The 18,351-nt window shown below is 72.5% G+C and carries 14 protein-coding genes and 2 pseudogenes; 6 read left to right on the forward strand and 10 right to left on the reverse strand.

Annotated elements, in window-relative coordinates:
• Window positions 1-134 precede the first annotated feature (134 nt).
• Entirely contained in the window at window positions 135-2,402 is a 2,268-nt protein-coding gene (locus IE142_RS04330; RefSeq protein WP_191884479.1) for an ABC transporter substrate-binding protein, read from the reverse strand.
• Window positions 2,403-2,751: 349 nt separating this feature from the next.
• On the opposite strand from IE142_RS04330, the gene IE142_RS04335 reads away from it, so the two are divergent.
• From IE142_RS04335 to IE142_RS04350, 4 genes are read left to right on the forward strand one after another with little or no spacing between them, the layout of a single operon-like run.
• Window positions 2,752-3,042 (forward strand): Rv0250c family protein, encoded by a 291-nt coding sequence (locus IE142_RS04335; protein ID WP_191884480.1) that lies wholly within the window; start codon window positions 2,752-2,754, stop codon window positions 3,040-3,042.
• 28 nt (window positions 3,043-3,070) lie between these two features.
• Complete coding sequence (sdhC, locus tag IE142_RS04340; protein WP_191884481.1) at window positions 3,071-3,907, forward strand: succinate dehydrogenase subunit SdhC; 837 nt, start codon at window positions 3,071-3,073, stop codon at window positions 3,905-3,907.
• A gap of 26 nt (window positions 3,908-3,933) precedes the next feature.
• The gene (locus IE142_RS04345; RefSeq protein WP_191884482.1) at window positions 3,934-5,877 is read left to right on the forward strand and encodes a fumarate reductase/succinate dehydrogenase flavoprotein subunit; all 1,944 of its coding nucleotides are present in this window, start codon (window positions 3,934-3,936) and stop codon (window positions 5,875-5,877) included.
• Window positions 5,874-6,641 carry a succinate dehydrogenase/fumarate reductase iron-sulfur subunit gene (locus IE142_RS04350; protein WP_191884483.1) on the forward strand — a complete coding sequence of 256 codons (768 nt, stop codon included), beginning with the start codon at window positions 5,874-5,876 and terminating at the stop codon, window positions 6,639-6,641. The genes IE142_RS04345 and IE142_RS04350 overlap by 4 nt, the downstream gene beginning before the upstream one ends.
• Here IE142_RS04350 and IE142_RS04355 read toward each other — a convergent pair.
• The 7 genes and pseudogenes from IE142_RS04355 to IE142_RS04385 all read right to left on the reverse strand — a co-directional run bounded on the left by IE142_RS04355 (window position 6,638) and on the right by IE142_RS04385 (window position 14,550).
• The gene (locus tag IE142_RS04355) at window positions 6,638-7,726 is read right to left on the reverse strand and encodes a glycoside hydrolase family 18 protein (RefSeq protein ID WP_229830155.1); all 1,089 of its coding nucleotides are present in this window, start codon (window positions 7,724-7,726) and stop codon (window positions 6,638-6,640) included. The genes IE142_RS04350 and IE142_RS04355 overlap by 4 nt on opposite strands.
• Window positions 7,727-7,965: 239 nt before the next feature.
• Window positions 7,966-10,548, reverse strand: coding sequence for a SpoIIE family protein phosphatase (locus IE142_RS04360; RefSeq protein ID WP_191884484.1), 2,583 nt, complete (start codon window positions 10,546-10,548; stop codon window positions 7,966-7,968).
• Window positions 10,549-10,792: 244 nt separating this feature from the next.
• Window positions 10,793-11,203 (reverse strand): ATP-binding protein, encoded by a 411-nt coding sequence (locus IE142_RS04365; RefSeq protein WP_191885027.1) that lies wholly within the window; start codon window positions 11,201-11,203, stop codon window positions 10,793-10,795.
• A gap of 137 nt (window positions 11,204-11,340) precedes the next feature.
• Window positions 11,341-11,763 carry a (deoxy)nucleoside triphosphate pyrophosphohydrolase gene (locus tag IE142_RS04370; RefSeq protein WP_191884485.1) on the reverse strand — a complete coding sequence of 141 codons (423 nt, stop codon included), beginning with the start codon at window positions 11,761-11,763 and terminating at the stop codon, window positions 11,341-11,343.
• A gap of 81 nt (window positions 11,764-11,844) precedes the next feature.
• Window positions 11,845-12,084, reverse strand: a pseudogene (locus IE142_RS04375) (hypothetical protein); the annotation flags it as partial.
• Window positions 12,085-12,454: 370 nt separating this feature from the next.
• Window positions 12,455-13,207, reverse strand: coding sequence for a GntR family transcriptional regulator (locus tag IE142_RS04380; protein WP_191884486.1), 753 nt, complete (start codon window positions 13,205-13,207; stop codon window positions 12,455-12,457).
• A 149-nt stretch (window positions 13,208-13,356) separates the two neighbouring features.
• Window positions 13,357-14,550 carry a DUF4190 domain-containing protein gene (locus IE142_RS04385; protein WP_191884487.1) on the reverse strand — a complete coding sequence of 398 codons (1,194 nt, stop codon included), beginning with the start codon at window positions 14,548-14,550 and terminating at the stop codon, window positions 13,357-13,359.
• A 122-nt stretch (window positions 14,551-14,672) separates the two neighbouring features.
• Here IE142_RS04385 and IE142_RS04390 point away from each other — a divergent pair, with 122 nt between their 5' ends.
• A complete protein-coding gene (locus IE142_RS04390) occupies window positions 14,673-15,878 on the forward strand; it encodes a serpin family protein (RefSeq protein WP_191884488.1) in 1,206 nt (401 codons plus the stop codon).
• A 7-nt stretch (window positions 15,879-15,885) separates the two neighbouring features.
• Here IE142_RS04390 and IE142_RS04395 read toward each other — a convergent pair whose 3' ends face one another.
• Window positions 15,886-17,478, reverse strand: a complete 1,593-nt coding sequence (locus IE142_RS04395) for a S8 family peptidase (RefSeq protein ID WP_191884489.1) — start codon at window positions 17,476-17,478, stop codon at window positions 15,886-15,888.
• Window positions 17,479-17,716: 238 nt separating this feature from the next.
• A complete protein-coding gene (locus IE142_RS04400; RefSeq protein ID WP_191884490.1) occupies window positions 17,717-17,971 on the reverse strand; it encodes a hypothetical protein in 255 nt (84 codons plus the stop codon).
• Window positions 17,972-17,979: 8 nt separating this feature from the next.
• Here IE142_RS04400 and IE142_RS04405 point away from each other — a divergent pair.
• A pseudogene (locus IE142_RS04405) lies at window positions 17,980-18,333 on the forward strand (LysR family transcriptional regulator); the annotation flags it as partial.
• Window positions 18,334-18,351: the final 18 nt, after the last annotated feature.

An 18,351-nucleotide genomic window follows, 5' to 3' on the forward strand; every position in this document is an offset into this window, starting at 1 on the left:
TGTGAGGTCGGCCTCGCGCACGTCCGTGTCACGCGGGCCTGCCGGGCGGTACATGCCACGGCCTCACCCCATGGTACGGGGCCCCGGGGGCTGCGGCTTGCCGGGGCGGGGGCGCACCGGACGGGGACGCCCCGTCACGACGACGGGCTCGCCGGGGCCTCGGCGCCCCGCGCGCCCTTCTTCAGGAAGCCCATGTCCTCGTAGACCGGGGTCTCGAAACCGAAGGCGCCGGCGTTGGCGAGGTTCTCGCGGGCCGCCACGAGCTGGGGGCGCTGGTAGAGGGGGATGGAGCCGGCCGCCGCCCAGATCCGCGAGTCGGCCTTGCGCAGCAGGTCGCGGGCCTTGTCCTGGTCCAGCGTGCCCATGGCCTGGTCGAAGAGCTGGTCGACCTGGTCGGTGCCGACCCGGGTGTAGTTCTGCGCGACGTTCAGGGAGCCGTCGGCGGCCGGGACGGGCTTGGCGTAGATGGGGCGGGCGTCGGTGGCGGGGAAGGCGGAGGCGGGCCAGGAGTAGAGCGCCAGGTCGTACTCGCCTGAGGCGACGTGGTCCTTGAAGTAGCTCTCGTCCGGGACCTTGGTGATCTCGGTGCCGATGCCGATCTTCTCCAGCATGTCCGAGATCCGGTCGGCCACGGTGCGCAGGGCCTGGGAGCCGGGGCCGGAGGGGAGCACGAAGCGGAGGGTGAGCGCCTTGCCGTCCTTGGCGACGGGGGCCGCCGCGGCACCGACCGGGGCCGCGGTGCCCTTGGGGGCGTAGGCGCCGGGCGCCCCGCCCTGCGCGGTGTTCTTGCCGCTGCCGTGCTTCTCGCCGCTTGCCTGCTCGGTGCCGTCGGCGCCGTCCTCCCCCTTCTCGTCCCTCTCGTCCTCCCCGTCCGCGTTCTTGTCGTCCTCGCCGACGATGTACGTCCCGTCGTCGCCGCCGTCGGACTCCTTCCCGTCCTCGTCGTCCTCGGACTTCTCCGCGCCGGCCGCCTCCTCGCCGTCCTCGGTCTTCTTCACCGGCCCGCCGGGCACCCACCCGGCGTCCGCGAGGAGCGCGCGGGCCTCCTTGGCGTCCTGGTCGCCGAGGGCTCCGCTGCCGTCGGCGTAGACGGCCTGGCCGGAGAGCGCGAGGTGGCTGCCCACCGGCTCGGCGGGCAGGCCCAGCGGCTTCAGCACCGCCTCGGCCAGCTTCTCCCGGTCCAGGGCGCGGGCCACGGCGCGGCGGACGCGTTCGTCGGCGAGCGGGCCGTCGGCGCCGTTGAGGGCGAGCTGGGTGTAGGCGGGCTCCAGTGACTTGCGGACCTCGAAGCCGCTCAGGGCCTTGCGCCGGCGCTCCTGCTTGGCCTGGGCCTTGCGCCGCTTCTCACGGGCGAGGGTCTCCTCCTCGGCGGCTTCCTCGTCGGAGCCGTTGGCGACCGCCCAGGAGCGCAGCGCCTCGGCGGCGGACCTGCCCCGCGGGCCCGGGAGCGCGGAGCCGCCCGAGCCCGGGGCCGGGGTGCCGTCCGGGCCCATGAGGGGGGTGCCGGTGCCGGCGTCCCGGGGGCCGGCCGCCTCGGCGACCTGCTCGGCGGTGTCCGGGTCGATCTCGGCCAGGTCGAGTTCTCCGGCGATCAGCTCGGAGACCCGCTCGTCACGCGGCACGGAGCGCAGAACGATCTTGTCCAGCTTGGCAGGCTCTCCCCACCAGCGCGGATTGCCGGTGAGGACCAGCTCGTCGGCCTCGGTGTCGACCTTCTCGACGGCGAAGGGGCCTGCGGTGACCTTGAGCGTCCGCCGGGCGCCGTCGTTGAAGGCGTCCGGGGTGCCCATGACCTCCTTCGGGTACAGCGGCGTGAACAGCGACTTCCAGTCGGCGTAGGGACGCCCGAAGGTGACCCTGACCTCGAGGTCGCTCGCCCCGCGCTCGATTTTCTCGATGCGGTCGTAGCCGGCGTTGCGGGCGGTCCAGTAGGCGGTGTCCTTGCCGGACAGGGCACGCCACTGGGCGGCGAAGTCGGCGGCGCCGATCTCCCGGCCGTCGCTCCAGACCGCTTGCTGGTTGAGCTTGTAGACCACGACCTGCTTGGGCTCGGTGTCCACGACCTTCGCCGATTCCAGGTAGTCGGGGTTGCGCCGCGGGCGGCCGGTCTCGTCCATCCGGTACATCGAGGGCAGCACGGCCTGCGCGACGCGGGTGGTGGTGGCGTCGGCGTCGGACTGGAAGGCGTTCAGCGTGTCCGGTACGGAGTCCACCGCCCAGCGCAGAGTGCCGCCGTCGGTGATCCGGGCGCGGGCCGCGGCGGCGACGTCCTGTTCGGCGAGCGGCTTGCCCGCCGGGTCCTCGGAGGTGCAGCCGGCCAGCGCGGGGACCGCGAGCACGCCCGCGGTGAGGAAGGCGACCGAGCGCATGACCGCGCGCGGTCCGACGCGGACGTGGGACATCTCTGCTACCTCCGGAAGGCCGCGAGCATGGTGAGCACTGGATGGCCGTGCCTGGATGACCTGGGATGTGCGGTATACGCGATATGCGGTATTTGGAGTTGATCATTTGTATCCCGGACGGGGATGCGGCCACTGAAGAGGAAACGGTTCGGCCACGCCGGGAGACACGGCGGTGACGGTGCGTAAGCTCACCCATGCGGCGCAGCACCACCCTCGATGCACCGACGCGCCCCGGCCAATCGCTGCACGTCCCTTCCCAGCGACAGGTGTGACGCGCGACACTCGCAGGCGCATGAACGTCACCACCAGGGCCGGCCCGTGCCGCGTCCGGCGGAAGCGAGGTCACGTCATGTCCGTGCACGACGACCTGTCATCGATCCAACGCAGTCTCGACGACCTGTCCCGGTCGGTGACCCGGCTGGAACAGCGGCTGGGCAGCGGCGGCCTGGAGGTCCGCCGGGTCCGCACCGACGCCGACCACCTGCGCGAGAGCGTCGCGCTGCTGCGGGCGGCGGCCGCAGCACCGGACGCGCCCAAGCGTGCGGACCTCGTCACGATTCCCGACACGCCGTACGACGGCTCGCTGTGGACGGATTCGGACGACGAGGGCCTCGGCGCCCGCGACCGCCGCGCCCCCTGAATCCGACCCGACCGACCGGAGTCGCCCAGTGGCCACTGGTACGGAACCCCCAGCCACCGACCCCCGTCCCCCGGGCGGCGGCGTCCACACCCCGACGCGCGCCGCCATCCGCGCCCCGCACCTGCGCACCGACCGCTGGTGGCTGGCACCGGCCGCCACCGCCGCCGGCCTGCTGGCCTTCGTCGTCTACTCGACCTGGCGGGCCTTCGCCAACGCGGACTACTACGCGGCTCCCTACGTCTCGCCCTTCTACTCGCCCTGCCTGGCGGAGAACTGCGAGCCGATGCGCGCGGGGCCCAACTGGGAGATCTTCGGCAGCTGGTGGGGCATCTCCCCCGCGATCGTCATCCTGATCTTCCCCCTCGGCTTCCGCCTGACCTGCTACTACTACCGCAAGGCCTACTACCGGGGCTTCTGGGCGTCCCCGCCGGCCTGCGCGGTGGCCGAGCCGCACAAGAAGTACACCGGCGAGACCCGCTTCCCGCTGATCCTGCAGAACGTCCACCGGTACTTCTTCTACGCGGCCCTCCTGGTCGCGCTGGTCCTCACCTACGACACCGTGCTCGCGTTCCGCGACGAGCACTACGCGTGGGGCCACATGGGGCTCGGCACCCTGGTGTTCCTCGCCAACATCGTGCTGATCTGGGCGTACACCCTCTCCTGCCACTCCTGCCGGCACATCGTCGGCGGCAAGCTCAAGCACTTCTCCCGGCACCCCGTGCGTTACCGGATGTGGCAGCTGGTCGGCAAGCTCAACGCCCGGCACATGCAGCTCGCCTGGGCGTCGCTGCTGAGCGTGGCCCTCGCCGACTTCTACGTGTACCTGGTCGCATCCGGTGCCTTCGACGATCCGCGCTTCTTCTGACGAGTCCCGATGAGTGAGGCCTTCTGATGTCCGTGGTCGACCGGCAGGAATGGGACGTCGTCGTGGTGGGCGCGGGCGGCGCCGGGCTGCGCGCCGCCGTCGAGGCCCGCGAGCGGGGCGCCCGTACGGCCGTGATCTGCAAGTCGCTGTTCGGCAAGGCGCACACCGTGATGGCCGAGGGCGGCATCGCGGCCGCCATGGGCAACGCGAACCCCGGCGACAACTGGCAGGTCCACTTCCGCGACACCATGCGCGGCGGCAAGTTCCTCAACCAGTGGCGGATGGCCGAGTTGCACGCCCAGGAAGCCCCGCAGCGGGTGTGGGAGCTGGAGACCTGGGGCGCGCTGTTCGACCGTACGGAGGACGGCCGGATCTCGCAGCGCAACTTCGGCGGCCACGAGTACCCGCGCCTCGCCCACGTCGGCGACCGTACGGGCCTGGAACTGATCCGCACCCTCCAGCAGAAGGTCGTCTCGCTCCAGCAGGAGGACTTCCGGGAGACCGGTGACCACGAGTCCCGTCTGAGGGTCCTCCAGGAGTGCACGGTCACCCGGGTGCTCAAGGAGGGCGGGCAGGTCTCCGGCGTCTTCGGCTACGAGCGGGAGACCGGCCGCTTCTTCGTGCTGGAGGCGCCCTCGGTGGTGATCGCCACCGGCGGCATCGGCAAGTCCTTCAAGGTGACCTCGAACTCGTGGGAGTACACCGGGGACGGCCACGCGCTGGCGCTGCTGGCCGGGGCACCGCTGCTGAACATGGAGTTCGTGCAGTTTCACCCGACGGGCATGGTCTGGCCGCCGTCGGTGAAGGGCATCCTCGTCACGGAGTCGGTGCGCGGCGACGGCGGGGTGCTCAGGAACTCCGAAGGCAAGCGGTTCATGTTCGACTACGTCCCCGACGTCTTCAAGGACAAGTACGCGGTGACGGAGGAGGAGGCCGACCGCTGGTACGACGACCCGGACCGCAACCGACGCCCACCGGAGCTCCTGCCCCGCGACGAGGTCGCCCGCGCGATCAACGCCGAGGTGAAGGAGGGTCGGGGCTCCCCGCACGGCGGGGTCTTCCTGGACGTCTCGACCCGGATGCCCGCCGAGGTGATCAGACGCCGGCTGCCGTCCATGTACCACCAGTTCAAGGAGCTGGCCGACGTCGACATCACGGCCGAGCCGATGGAGGTCGGGCCCACCTGCCACTACGTGATGGGCGGCATCGCGGTCGACTCCGACACGGCCGCCGCGCGCGGGGTGCCGGGCCTGTTCGCGGCCGGTGAGGTGGCCGGCGGCATGCACGGCTCCAACCGGCTGGGCGGCAATTCCCTCTCCGACCTGCTGGTCTTCGGGCGCCGGGCGGGCCGGTACGCCGCCGAGTACGCGGCGGAGCGGAGCGAGGGAGCTTGCCCCCACGTGACGGACGCCCAGGTCGACGCCGCCGCGGCGGAGGCGCTGCGCCCGTTCTCGGCGGAGGCGGAGGCCGGGGAGCCCGGTGACGGGCCGCCGGAGAACCCGTACGCCCTCCACCAGGAACTCCAGCAGACCATGAACGACCTGGTCGGCATCATCCGCCGCGAGGCGGAGATGAAGCAGGCCCTGGAGAAGCTGGCGGAGCTGCGGGTACGGGCCCGCCGGGCCGGGGTGGAGGGGCACCGGCAGTTCAACCCCGGCTGGCACCTCGCCCTGGACCTGCGCAACATGCTGCTGGTCAGCGAGTGCGTGGCGCGGGCCGCGCTGGAGCGCACCGAGTCGCGCGGCGGGCACACCCGCGAGGACCACGCGGCGATGGACCGCGCCTGGCGCAACGTCAACCTGCTGTGCGCCCTCACCGACCCGACCGGGGGTCTGGCGGCCACCGACCCGGTGCGCGGCCAGATCGCGCTCACCCGTGAACGTTCCGAGCCCGTCCGTCCCGACCTGCTCGCCCTCTTCGAGAAGGAGGAGCTGGTCAAGTACCTCGCCGAAGAGGAGCTGTCCGAATGAGCGGCTACGAGGCCCGCTTCGAGGTGTGGCGGGGTGACGTGGAGGGCGGCGGTCTGGAGGACTTCCGCGTCGAGGTGAACGACGGCGAGGTGGTCCTCGACATCATCCATCGACTCCAGGCCACCCAGGCGCCGGATCTCGCCGTGCGCTGGAACTGCAAGGCGGGCAAGTGCGGTTCGTGCTCGGCGGAGATCAACGGGCGTCCGCGGCTGCTGTGCATGACCCGCATGTCCGTCTTCACCCGCGAGGAGACGATCACCGTCACGCCCCTGCGGGCCTTCCCGGTCGTCCGCGACCTGGTCACGGACGTCGGCTTCAACTACACCAAGGCGCGCGAGGTCCCGGCGTTCGTGCCGCCCGCCGACCTGGGGCCGGGCGAGTACCGGATGACGCAGGAGGACGTCGACCGCTCGCAGGAGTTCCGCAAGTGCATCGAGTGCTTCCTGTGTCAGGACACCTGCCATGTCGTCCGTGATCACGAGGAGAACAAGCCGGCCTTCGCGGGTCCGCGGTTTCTGATGCGCGTAGCCGAACTGGACATGCACCCGCTCGACGCGGCCGAGGACACCGGCCTGGACCGCGGTCGCACGGCCCAGGACGAGCACGGCCTCGGCTACTGCAACATCACCAAGTGCTGCACGGAGGTCTGCCCCGAGGGCATCAAGATCACGGACAACGCGCTGATCCCACTGAAGGAACGGGCCGTGGACCGCAAGTACGACCCGCTGGTGTGGCTGGGGTCGAAGATCCGGCGTCGGTCCTAGCGGACCCAGCCCTCGCGGTACTCCTTCCAGTTCGTCTCCGTCGCCGCGAAGTCGATGTACGGGGCGACACCGAAGAGCTTCCGGTCGGCATCCGTCCGGGACAGGCCGAGGCGGACGCCGCGGACGGCGGCTTCGACGGTCTCGGCGTGGCCCCAGTGGTCGAAGTTGCTCTCGTAGTAGAAGGGCAGGCCCATCAACAGGTGGGTGGTGGGCGGGGTGACCTCCAGGGCGAGGGAGGTCTGCTGGGCGACGTAGCCGCCGTAGGTGCCCTCCAGCGGCTGCGCGGTGTCGTACGTCATCACGGCGATCTGGTCGACGCGGCGGGCGACCTGGCCGAAGAACTCCTGCGACCACCACTTGGGGTTCTCGGTGAAGACGCCGAAGACGGTGTGCAGGGCGGGCAGCGGGTCGATCTGGTGGGCGGCCACCGACAGCCGCGCGCCCTGGGCGCGGGTGACGGCGCGCAGGTCGTCCAGGAGGGAGAGGTAGTCGCGGTCGCCGGAGTGCAGGGGCTCCAGGTCGAGGTGGACGCCGTCGTAACCGGCGTCGAGCACCTGGCGGGCCGAGTCGACGACGGCGGCGCGGGTGTCGGCCCTTCCCAGGTGCATGCCGTCGGGGCCCTCCGTGACGAGGACGTCGCCGAGGAAGGCCTGGACGCGGACGCCGGGCAGTTCGCGGTGCACGGCGTCGATCAGCCAGCGGGCCTCGGGGTAGCGGGCCTTCGGCAGGGTGCCGTCGTGTTCCAGCGGCCCGGTGTGGACGTACAGGTCGCGGATGCCGGTGGTCTTCAGACGGGCGGCGAAGGCGGTGAGGTCCGCGTCGTCCTTGCGGCCGTCGACCCAGGCGTGGCCGAGCCACATCGCGTCGCGGTTCCTGGTGTGGGTGCCGTCGGCGGGGTCGCCCACGTAGTTGACGCGGAGGGCCGTCTCCGCAGTGAGGAGGGGGAGGAGCAGGACCAGGAAGGCGGCCAGGACGATACGGCGTGTGCGACGGAGCCGCTTCTTCCGCTGCTTCAGGGGCTGGTCGCCGTCGGCGGCTGCCGGATCGGTCTTCGGTTCGGTGTTTCTCGGCTCCGTGTCCTCCACGGTGTCCCCTCCCTGTGGCCGTCCCCGGTCGCGATGGCCGGTTTCCGCGCATACGCTCGAACGTGTTGCCGCCGAGGACGACTCGAACCGGTGTTCCGGTTGCGGTCGGGGGTGCGCGGCGGTGATCTCCGCCGATCTGCTGCCGCCCCTGGTCACGGCCGGGGCGGCTCTGCTGCTGGCCGGGGGCAGCCGCGTGCGCCGCACCCGGCGGGCCCGGACCCGTACGACTCCGGGCCGGGTCAGAACAGGCTCAGCAACGCCTCCGCCGGGTCGGTGAGGCGGGTGTCGCCGCCCGGCAGCGGCAGCTCGAACCACACCGACTTGCCGCGCGGCGTACGGCGCGATCCCCAGGCAGCGCTGAGCAGGCCGACCAGTTGCAGGCCGCGGCCGCCCTCGTCGGTGTCGCGGGCACGGCGCCGGCGGGGCTGCACCAGGCCGGAGTCCCAGACCTCGCAGACCAGGGTGCGGTCGAGGAGGAGACGGAGCCTGATCTCGCCCTCGCCGTACCTCAGGGCGTTGGTGACCAGTTCGCTGACGAGCAGTTCCGTCGTGTCGACCAGCGGTTCCATGCCCCAGTGGAGCAGCTTGGCGCGGGCCAGCTCGCGGGCCCGGCCGACGCTGCGCGGCTCACGCGGCAGGGTCCAGTCGCCGACGGACTCGCTGGGCAGCCCCTGGACGCGGGCCATCAGCAGGGCGATGTCGTCCTCGGCGTGGTGGCTGTCGAGGGTGTTGAGGACCTGGTCGCAGACGTCCTCCAGGGGGCGCGTGGGGTCGGTGAGCGCGCCGACGAACGCCTGGAGGCCCTCGTCGAGGGGGTGGTCGCGGCTCTCGACCAGGCCGTCCGTGTAGAGGGCGAGCAGGGCGCCCTCGGGCAGTTCGACCTCCACCTCCTCGAACGGCTCCCCGCCCACGCCGAGCGGCAGGCCCGGCGGTACGTCCAGCATCAGCGCGGACTCGCCGGGCTCGACCAGCACGGGCGGCAGGTGCCCCGCGTTGGCGAAGGTGCAGCGCCTGGTCACCGAGTCGTAGACGGCGTAGACGCAGGTGGCGAGGTAGACCTCGGAGAGGTCGGCCTCGCGGGGGCGGCGGGCCGCCCGGGTGGCCTGCTGGACGCCCCCGGGCGCGCCGAGGCCGCGGGCGATCTCGTCCAACTGGGATAGGACTTCGGCCGGTTCGAGGTCGAGGCCGGCCAGGGTGCGCACGGCGGTGCGCAGTTCACCCATGGCGACGGCGGCGCGCAGGCCGCGGCCCATGACGTCGCCGACGACCAGCGCGGTGCGGTGTCCGGGCAGTTCGATGACGTCGAACCAGTCGCCGCCGACCTCGCTGGGCCGGCCGGTGGCCGCGTTTCCGGGCAGGTAGCGGCAGGCGATGTCGAGGCCGGACGCCTCGGGGTCGCCGGGCGGGAGCAGGGAGCGCTGCAGTATCAGCGCCCGCTCGTGCTCGCGCCGGTAGAGGCGGGCGTTGTCGATGCAGACGGCGGCGCGGGCGGCGAGTTCCACGGCGAGGTCGCGGTCCCGGTCGCCGAAGGGCTCGCTGCCCTTGGTACGGGCGAACTGGGCGAGTCCGACGACGGTGTCGTGGGCGACCATCGGCACGGCGAGCGTGGACTGCACGAGGCCGCCGTCCTCGGCGGGGACGAGGCGCGGCCGGGCGGTGCGCAGGGCGTCCGCGCAGGGCGAGTTGAACGGGTAGTGGTGGACGGCGCCGAGCTTGACCCGCTCGCCGGTACCGTGGAACGGCGCGTCGGACACGGCGCTGGAGAAGGCCACGCGGCGCAGCTCGGCGCTGCCGTCGGCGAGGCCGGGCGGGGTCTCGTCGCCCACCAGCAGGCCCTGGTAGAGGTCGACGGTGGCCAGGTCGCAGAAGCCGGGGACGACGACGCCGAGGAGTTCCCGGGCGGTGGTCTCCAGGTCGAGGGAGTTGCCGATGCGGGCGCCCGCCTCGTTGAGGAGGGCGAGGTTGCGCCGGGCGGCGGCGGCCTCGCGGGCGGCCTCGCGGCGGGCGGTGATGTCGGTGCCGAGCCAGGCGACGCCGATGGGGCGGCCGGAACCGCTGTGCACGCGGTAGAGGTTGACCGACCAGTGGCGACGCTCCTCGGTGCCCGGGGTGAAGCCGGTGACGTGCATGTCGGTGATGGAGTCGCCGGTCTCCAGCACCCGGCGCAGGGTCGCGGAGACCCGGTCGGCCTCGGCGCGCGGCAGGTAGTCGTGGACGCCCTTGCCGCGGTGGTCGTCGGGGGTGCCGCCGAAGACGGAGGCGAACCGCTCGTTGGCGCGACGCACCCTGAGGTCGGGATCGATCAGGACGAAGCCGAACGGAGACTGGCCGAATATGGCCTGCGAGGCGGCGAGGTCGGTCTCGATGCTGCGCAGCACCCGGACGTCGACGACGATGCAGACGGCGGCCTTCTCCCCGTCCTCGACGCGCGTCGGCATGACGTACACCTCGGCGAGTCCGCGCCGTCCGCGTCGGCCGCCGTCTCCGGCACGGCCGTCCGGCACCCGGAAGGGGACCACGCCGGTCCACTCGCGGCCGTCGAGGATCTCCGCCATCTTGCGCTGGCCCCGTTCCCGCAGGTCGGGGTCGATGAACGCTTCGATGGGGTCGGTGCCGACGGCCTGTTCGGCCCGGATGCCGAGCAGTTGCTCGGCACGCAGGCTCCACTGGTCGACGAGACCGTCGGGGCCGATGGAGAAGGACGCGACCTTGACGTAGTCGTAGATGGAGCCGGGCGGGCTGCTCTGCCACACCGCGTCACCGAACGGCGCGCCGTCCGACGGGCCCTCGGACTCCGTGGCCCTCGCTGGTATCTCGCTCACGCGAACCGTCCCCTCCAGCTCACCGCATCCGGCACCGGTCACCGGAGGCGGCTGCCCGCAGTATCCAGCACTACGTCGCCGCACGACACGGTGTTCACGATCACAGCACGGTCCCGATGCTTTTCGGTCCGGACCGTGACAACACTTCCAGTCTTCTAACCAGCGGACACGGCATCGAACCACGCAGTTCGACAACTGCCACTGGCCTGAACCAAATGGTCGGCGAAAACGGAGCGTCACCCGATCATTCGGGCACCGCCAGTTCGAACCAGACCGTCTTGCCCACCTCGCCTGGCCGGGTCCCCCAGCGGCGCGCGGAGGAGGCCACGAGTTGCAGCCCTCGGCCGTCCTCGTCCCCCGGCCCGGCGACGCGGGTGCGGGGCAGGTCCGGAAGCGGGTCGGAGACCTCCACCAGCAGGATGCCGTCCGACTCGGCCCGGCGACGTACCAGGCGGACGCCGATGGGCCCGGTGGCGTGCCGCAGGGCGTTGGTGACCAGCTCGCTGACCAGGAGCGCGGCGATGTCACCGACGTCGTCGAGGTCCCATCCCCGGAGGGTGCCGCGGACGAGTGAGCGGGCGGTCCGCACGGCGTCCGGCGCCGCGGGGAAGACCCACTCGGCACAGCCGCCTTCGCTGTTGATCACGCCGATCACTTCCCCGGCCGGCAACCCCCACCCATGTCCGCTTTCATGGGGTTAATGGGCACATACCCGATTCCCGGGTCCCGGTACCGTCGACGAGGGCGCACAGTTGCACTCATGGCGCACGAGGTGCTCGCGCCGGGCCGTTCTCATGCGCCCCGCGCGTCCGTCGCCTCCAGTCCCAGGTGGGCGAGCGCCCGCTCGACGGCCGGTACGTCCTGGTCCAGCCACGGCACGTCCCAGATCTCGGCGGGGGTGAGCCAGCGCAGGTCGTCGTGGTCCTCGAGCGGCGCGGGGGCCGCGGAGCCGGGGAGCAGACGTGCGGTCCACACGTGCAGGACGTAGGGGGAGCGGAGGGGCCACTGCCCCGGGACCCGCTCACCGGGCTCCGCCGTCACGCCCAGTTCCTCGCGCAGCTCGCGCACGAGTGCCGCCTCGGGCGTCTCCCCCGCCTCGACCTTGCCGCCCGGCAGCTCCCAGCGTCCGGCCAGCTCCGCCGGTGCGCTGCGGCGCGCGGCGAGCAGGCGTCCGCCGTCGACCAGGGCGGCGCCCACCACGATCCGTTCCGTCATGGGCGGGAGCCTACGGCTCTTTCCGGGGCGACGGCCCACCGGTCCCGTCGGCCGGGTGCGCGGTCCGGCCGCCCGGCGCGGTCAGTCCGCCGCGCCCGTGCCGTTCGGTCCGAGCTTCTCCACCCAGTAGAGCTGCTGGTGGCCGCGACCGTCGAGGGTGTCCGCGATCTTCTGGGCCTCGGCCCGGGTCGCGTACCTGCCCACACGGTAGCGGTTGCCGTTGTCGTCCTGCCGGAACACCAGCCAGGGGAGAGTGACCGTGCCGTCGTTCATCGCGCCCCTCCACTTCCCGCCCACGGCCCGCGCCGCGCCGCGCCCGCTAAGGAAACCGCAATCCGCATATGCCCGAGCCTACGCCTAACCTTCACGCAGCGAACACGGCTTTACACAAAGAGGTACCCACCCGGCCACAACACAGGGGGCGCACGATACGTAGCTCGCCGTCCGCGCCCCGACGCTTCGGGTCGGAGGCATGCCGGTGACGCGAGGGGCGACCTGCGGGAACGGCCGGATCGCGGCCCCGCAGGACGCCGACGAGGGATGCGGAAGTCCGTACGGGCACGGAGAAGGGGCGCGGGAGGCGCACGAGGGGCGTGCGCCATCTCACACCACCGGGGACGCTCGAACTCCCCCGGCGGCGCCACTACTTGACCGGCCGGTGACACGCCTGCTTGATCAGCGGGCGGTACGCCTACTTGACCGGCAGGTGGTACGCCACCCGGTAACGGTCGGCAGGGACGACCACGTCGGCCGTCTCCACGGCACGACCCGAGGCGTAGAAGGTGCGCTGGATGGCCAGGACCACGTGACCGGGGACGCCGCCCAGCGCGAGCAGTTCCTCCGCGAGGCCCGGGCGGGCGCCGACCTCCTCGGTCACGTTGTCGACGACGACGTCGATGGCGGCCATCCGCTCGACGACGCCCATGCCACCGAGCGGACCCTCCTCGGGCAGCATCACCGGCGTCCGGCCGGTGAGGTCCAGCGGCTCCCAGGAGGTGGAGAGCATCATGGCCTCGCCACCCTCCCGGAAGACGTACCGCGTGCACATCACCCGGTCCCCGGGCTTGATCCCGAGCCGCTCGGCGACGGCGCGGCTCGCCTCGGCCTGCTCGCTGCGCGACTCCCAGGTGCCGTGCGCCTCACCGTCGGCCTGCTCCTGCCGGAAGGGCGTGGCACCGCCCGCCGGCCGGAACCCGGAGCGGGCGACGCGCCGGGGCACGGGCCGCTCACGTACGTACGTCCCGGACCCGGAGCGGCCCTCGACCAGCCCCTCGGCCATCAGCACCTTGCGCGCCTCCAGGGCGACGGTGTCCGAGACGCCGTACTCCTCGCGGATACGCGCCTGGGACGGAAGGCGGGTGTGGGGCGGCAGCAGTCCGTCGGTGATCTTCTTGCGGAGATCGCCCGCGACGCGGAGATACGCCGGCTGGTCACCGAATGTCACTGGCCGCTCCCATCAGGTTGTACAGACAGCAACAGCGTGGCAACTGCATGTCGTGCCGGGCAAGTAAAGGCCAGAGAATCACTCGATGTGATGACTTGTGGTGCCGGAAGGCTTCAAACGCAGGCGCTTTCTCCCCGCTATGGCCGCCGTCACACTTCCTTGCCGGGGCTCTCTCCCCCGCCGTCACCGGCCTCCTCGTACACCGGCGGCGTGGTGTCCAGGCCCAGGGAATCGCGGGCGGTGACCGTGCTGTCGGCCTCGATGAGCAGGAGGGCCTTGTCCAGGTGTTCGTAGTACGTGTCGGAGTCGGCCGCCTCGGACGCGAGGCCGAACTCCTCCCGTGCCGTGTCCAGGTCCTCGACCAGGTCGGCGACCGGCCGCTCGGCGGTGGCGGGCCAGCTGTGCCCGCGCAGCATCCCGGTCTCGCGGTCGAGCGCCGTCGACACCCGCCCCGCCCAGGACCGGTACCCCGCGAGGTCCTCCTCGACGGTCTGCGCCGCGGGCATCTCGTCCATGGTCAGATTGAGCTGGGACTCCGCCGTCAGGTAGGCGTGCTGGTCGGGGTCGAGCGTCGTACCGTCGTTGCGCAGGGAGCCGGTCAGCGTGCCCCGCTCGTCCGTGTTCCCGAACAGGCAGGTGACCTCGCGGTCACCGCCGCGCCAGCTCTGCGAGGTCGGCGTCAGGTAGTACACGTCCACGTCGGCCGGCTGGGCCCACCGGTCCATGGCGTAGGTGTCCTGGAGCGCGTAGCACCGTTCGTCCGCGATCCGGGCGATCTCCCCGTCACCGGGGAAGACACCGCCCGGCAGGTCGAACACGGCGAAGACCTCGCCGTCGTGCTCCCGCGCGCAGGGCACCTGGTCGACGTCGTACGTCACGCCCCGCAGGGAGCCGCTCGGGGTGGTGAAGCACTCCCCCTTCTCGAGGGCGTAGGCGGTGCCCTCGCCCCGCGCGGCGTCCCGGAAGCCGTCCCAGAAGTCGGCGGCGGCGCCGGTGGAGAGCGACAGCACCCACAGGGCGAGGCCCACGGAGGACAGTACGGAACCGGCCACCGCGAGGCCCTTGCCCCGCTCGCCCCGCTTCCTGATCCGGGCCAGCGCGATCAGGCCCAGCACCAGCCCGACCACCGGCACGCAGCAGAGGACGCCCAGCACGAAGGCGGCAATGGCGAGACCGTTGACGGGCGGCCGTCGGGGATACGGCCCGTACGTCCCGTAGGGCTGTCCCCAGGCGCCGCCCGGGTACTGCTGCTGTGACGGGTACGGGCCCTGTGGGTACTGCCCCGGGGGGTACTGCCCCTGGGCGTGGGGTTCCTGGGGGCCGGGCGGCGGCGGTATGGACACGTGTACCGTGCTCCTGTTTCGGGCGGTGACGCGGAGGCGCCGCGGGGCTGGGGGCCGGGCCGCCCGCGAGGTGGCCGGCCGATCACTGAGCGCATGTTAAGCGCGGGGAGAGCGGGGACGGCATGCGGGTCGCGAACGCGACGGTCCGGGCGGTGAACGGCCTCACGGCACGCTGGGCGGCCACGACGGGTGGGGGCACTGTGTTCTCGGCCGTGGGCGTGTGGCCCCTGCTGGCCCTGCTCGCGGACGGCGCGGCGGGTGCGGCGCGGGCGGAACTGGAGGAGGCGGCGGGCGTGCCGGCCGACGACGCGGCCCCGGCGGCCCGTGAGCTGCTCGCCGCCCTCGGTTCGATGCGTGGTCCGGAGGCCGCCCTGGGCCTGTGGACCGTGCGCACGCTGGAGCTGCGCGAGGAGTGGGAGGCGGGGCTGCCCGCCGACGCGCACGGCGTGCTCACGGGCGACCCGGAAGCCGACGGGGCGGCGCTGGACGCCTGGGCGGCGAAACGCACGGGCGGGTTGATCGAACGGATGCCGGTGACGGTGACTCCGGACACCGAGATCGTCCTGGCGAGTGCGCTGGCGCTGCGCACCCGGTGGCTGAAACCTTTCGAGGAGGGACACCTCACTCCGGAGGCCGGCCCCTGGGAGGGCCGTGCACTGGCCGGCCTGTGGCGCCACAGCGCCCTGCTGGACCGGATCGGCGTGGCGGACACCCCCGACGGCCACGTCACCGAGCTGAAAGTGCTGGGCGACACCGCCGTGGACGTCCATCTGCTGCTCGGCGAGGAGAGCATGACGCCCGGACAGGTGCTCGGGGCGGGGGTCGGCGTCCTCGCGCGCAGGCACCCGGTGACCCCCGGTTCGCACCTGCCGTACGGGGAGGTGGGCCCGGGCCTCGACGTAGTGCGGGAGCGCACGCCGCTCCCCGAGCCGCCGACGCTGGACGTGACCCTGCCGCCGTACGCGGTCACGTCCGAGCACGATCTGCTGGAACGCCCGGAGCTGTTCGGGCTGACGACGGCCGTGCGGCCCGTGCCCGGTCACTTCCCCGGCGTCAGCCCCCGCCCGTTGTGCGTCGAGTCGGCCCGGCAGTCCGCCCTGGCACGGTTCGACGCCCGGGGGTTCGCGGCGGCCGCGGTGACGGCGTTGGGCGGGACGGCGGCCGGGGTACCGGAATTGCGCTGGCTGCGCACCACCGTCCGGGCCGTCTTCGACCGCCCCTTCGGTTTCCTCGCCGTGCACCGGCACACGCGCCTCGCCCTCGCGGCGGGCTGGGTCACCGACCCGGAACCGTTCCGCGAGGACGAGGTCATCGGTACCTACGGCTGATCAGGCGTCAGAACTGCAGGGCCCAGGCGTCGATCCGCCCGGTGTCCCAGGACGCGTTGTCGCTGACCCGCAGCTTCCAGGTGCCGTTCGCGGTCTCCGAGGAGGCGTTCACGGTGTACGTGGTGTTGATGTCGTTCGCACTGCCGCCGGTGCCGTACGGCTTGAGGGTGTAGGCGGTGCCGTCCGGGGCGACCAGCTGGACCTGGAGGTCGCCGATGTAGCTGTGGACGATGTTCACGTCGACGGAGAGCGCCGCGGGCGCGTTGCCGGAGACGCCGGAGACGGTCACCGGGGACTCGACGGTGGCGTTGTCCCGGATGGTGTAGTCACCGGTGTTCTCGAAGCGGTCGCCCGGCGGGGGCGTGGTGCCGCCGTCGCCGACGTACAGCAGCCGGTTGGGCGAGCCGCTGCCGGGGTTGGTGACGACGCCGCTGGTGGCGGCGGACGTCAGCGCGGAGGCGACCTGTGCGGGGGTGGCCGAGGGGTTGTCGGCCAGGTGGAGGGCGGCGGCCCCGGCGACGTGCGGGCTCGCCATCGACGTACCGGAGATGGTGTTGGTGGCCGAGTCGCCGCTGTTCCAGGCGGAGGTGATGGAGGAGCCCGGCGCGAACAGGTCGAGGACCGAGCCGTAGTTGGAGTAGGAGGCGCGGGCGTCGCTCGACGTGGTGGCGCCGACCGTGATCGCCTCCGTCACCCGGGCCGGGGACTTCGTGGAGGCGTTGGTGGACTCGTTGCCGGCCGCGACGACGAAGGTGACGCCGGAGGCGATGGCGTTGCGGACGGCCGCGTCGAGGGCGCTGTCCGCGCCGCCGCCCAGCGACATGTTGGCGACGGCCGGCTTGGCGGCGTTGCGGGCGACCCAGTCGATGCCTGCGACGACCTGCGCGGTGGTGCCGGAGCCGGAGTTGTCGAGGACCCGGACGCCGACGACCTTCGCCTGCTTGGCGACGCCGTACGCGCTGCCCGCGACGGTACCGGCGACGTGGGTGCCGTGGCCGTGGCCGTCCTGGGCGGTGTTGTCGTTGTCGATGGCGTCGTAGCCGTAGGAGGCGCGGCCGCCGAAGTCGCTGTGGGTGATGCGGACGCCGGTGTCGATGACGTACGCCGTCACGCCCTGTCCGGCGCTGTCCGGGTAGGTGTACGAGCTGTCCAGCGGGCGGTTCTGCTGGTCGATGCGGTCCAGGCCCCAGGAGGGCGGGTTGGGCTGGGTGCCGGTGACGTGGAAGGTGCGGTTCTGCACGACGGAGGCGACGGCCGGGTCGGCGGCGAGACGTTTCGCCTCGGTCTCGGAGGCCTCGACCGCGTAGCCGTTGAGGGCCTTGGTGTAGGTGCGCTCGATGTCGGCGCCGTACTTCTTCGCCACGGCGCGGCCCTCGGCGGATCCGGACTTCGCCTCGTCCGGCTTCAGGGTCACGATGTAGCTGCCGGCGACGGCGTTCACCGCGTCCTCGTACTGGACGACGCCCTCCGCGGCGGACGGGGCGGCGCCGGCGGGGAGTGCGGAGACGAGGCTCGCGGCGAGGGCCGCGGTGGCGGCGGCACTGACGGCGGCCAGTCTTCGCCGGGTGGTGCGGTGGGGGTGGTGACGCAGCACTGCCATGTGAGGGGTCCTCCTCGGTGGGGTGGTGCATGGTGGGGTTCGTGCACGCCGAGCAGACCGCCCGTCAGGACATGGACAGGACACGGGTAGGTCATGCCCATGTCAATGCGGGGCGGCTTTTGTGCGTCAGCCGAAAGATTGAGGCTTCCAGAGGAATTGCACAAGGGCCCTGCACGGATGTGCGGAACCCCTTGCCGTTTGAGCGAAGCGCCTCACCCCCTTCTTGCTGACCCTCCGTTCAGTCCCCGAAGGTGACGGCCCGGGTGCGCAACCCCCGCACTTCGACGTCCTCGCGGATCTGCTCGCGATGGCCGAGAACCGCGCTGCCGCCGTCGTCGCCGAGGGACAGCCGCAACGGGGTGCGCTCGGCCGCCAAGGCTGCGAGGGCGACGCACCCGCCTCGGCCGGGGGCGCCCGGCCGCCTCCCGTAGCCGTCGGCGACGAGCCCACGGGTTCCGGCCACCTCGGCGTACCCGCCACCGGCCGCGCTCATCCCGGGCGGTGGCGGAGGAACCGCACGTCACGCGGGCGGCCGAGCGGCTGTACGTGCCCCGGCCCGCGCTGAGCAAGCAGGTCCGGGCGCCGGCACGGAGGTTGGGCACCGAGCTGGTTCGGTGTGGGCCGCGGGGCGTGACGCTCACCGAGCCGGGCGCGGCGCTGCTGCCGCCCGCCCGTCAGGTCCTCGCCGAGTGGGTCTCGGGCACGGCGGCTCCGGACGCCGTGCCGGCTGCACGGCAAGGGACGCGGACCGTCGGCAAGGGCACCAGCCCCGGGCGCGGAGGCCTGCCGCCCGCGATCCGTTCCCGCTGCACGGCCGCCCACCCGGACGCGGTCGTCCGGCTGCGGCGGATGAGCCGGAACTGCGCGTTCGCG

The sequence above is a fragment of the Streptomyces mutabilis genome (assembly GCF_014649815.1).
Classification (GTDB): Bacteria; Actinomycetota; Actinomycetes; order Streptomycetales; family Streptomycetaceae; genus Streptomyces; species Streptomyces mutabilis.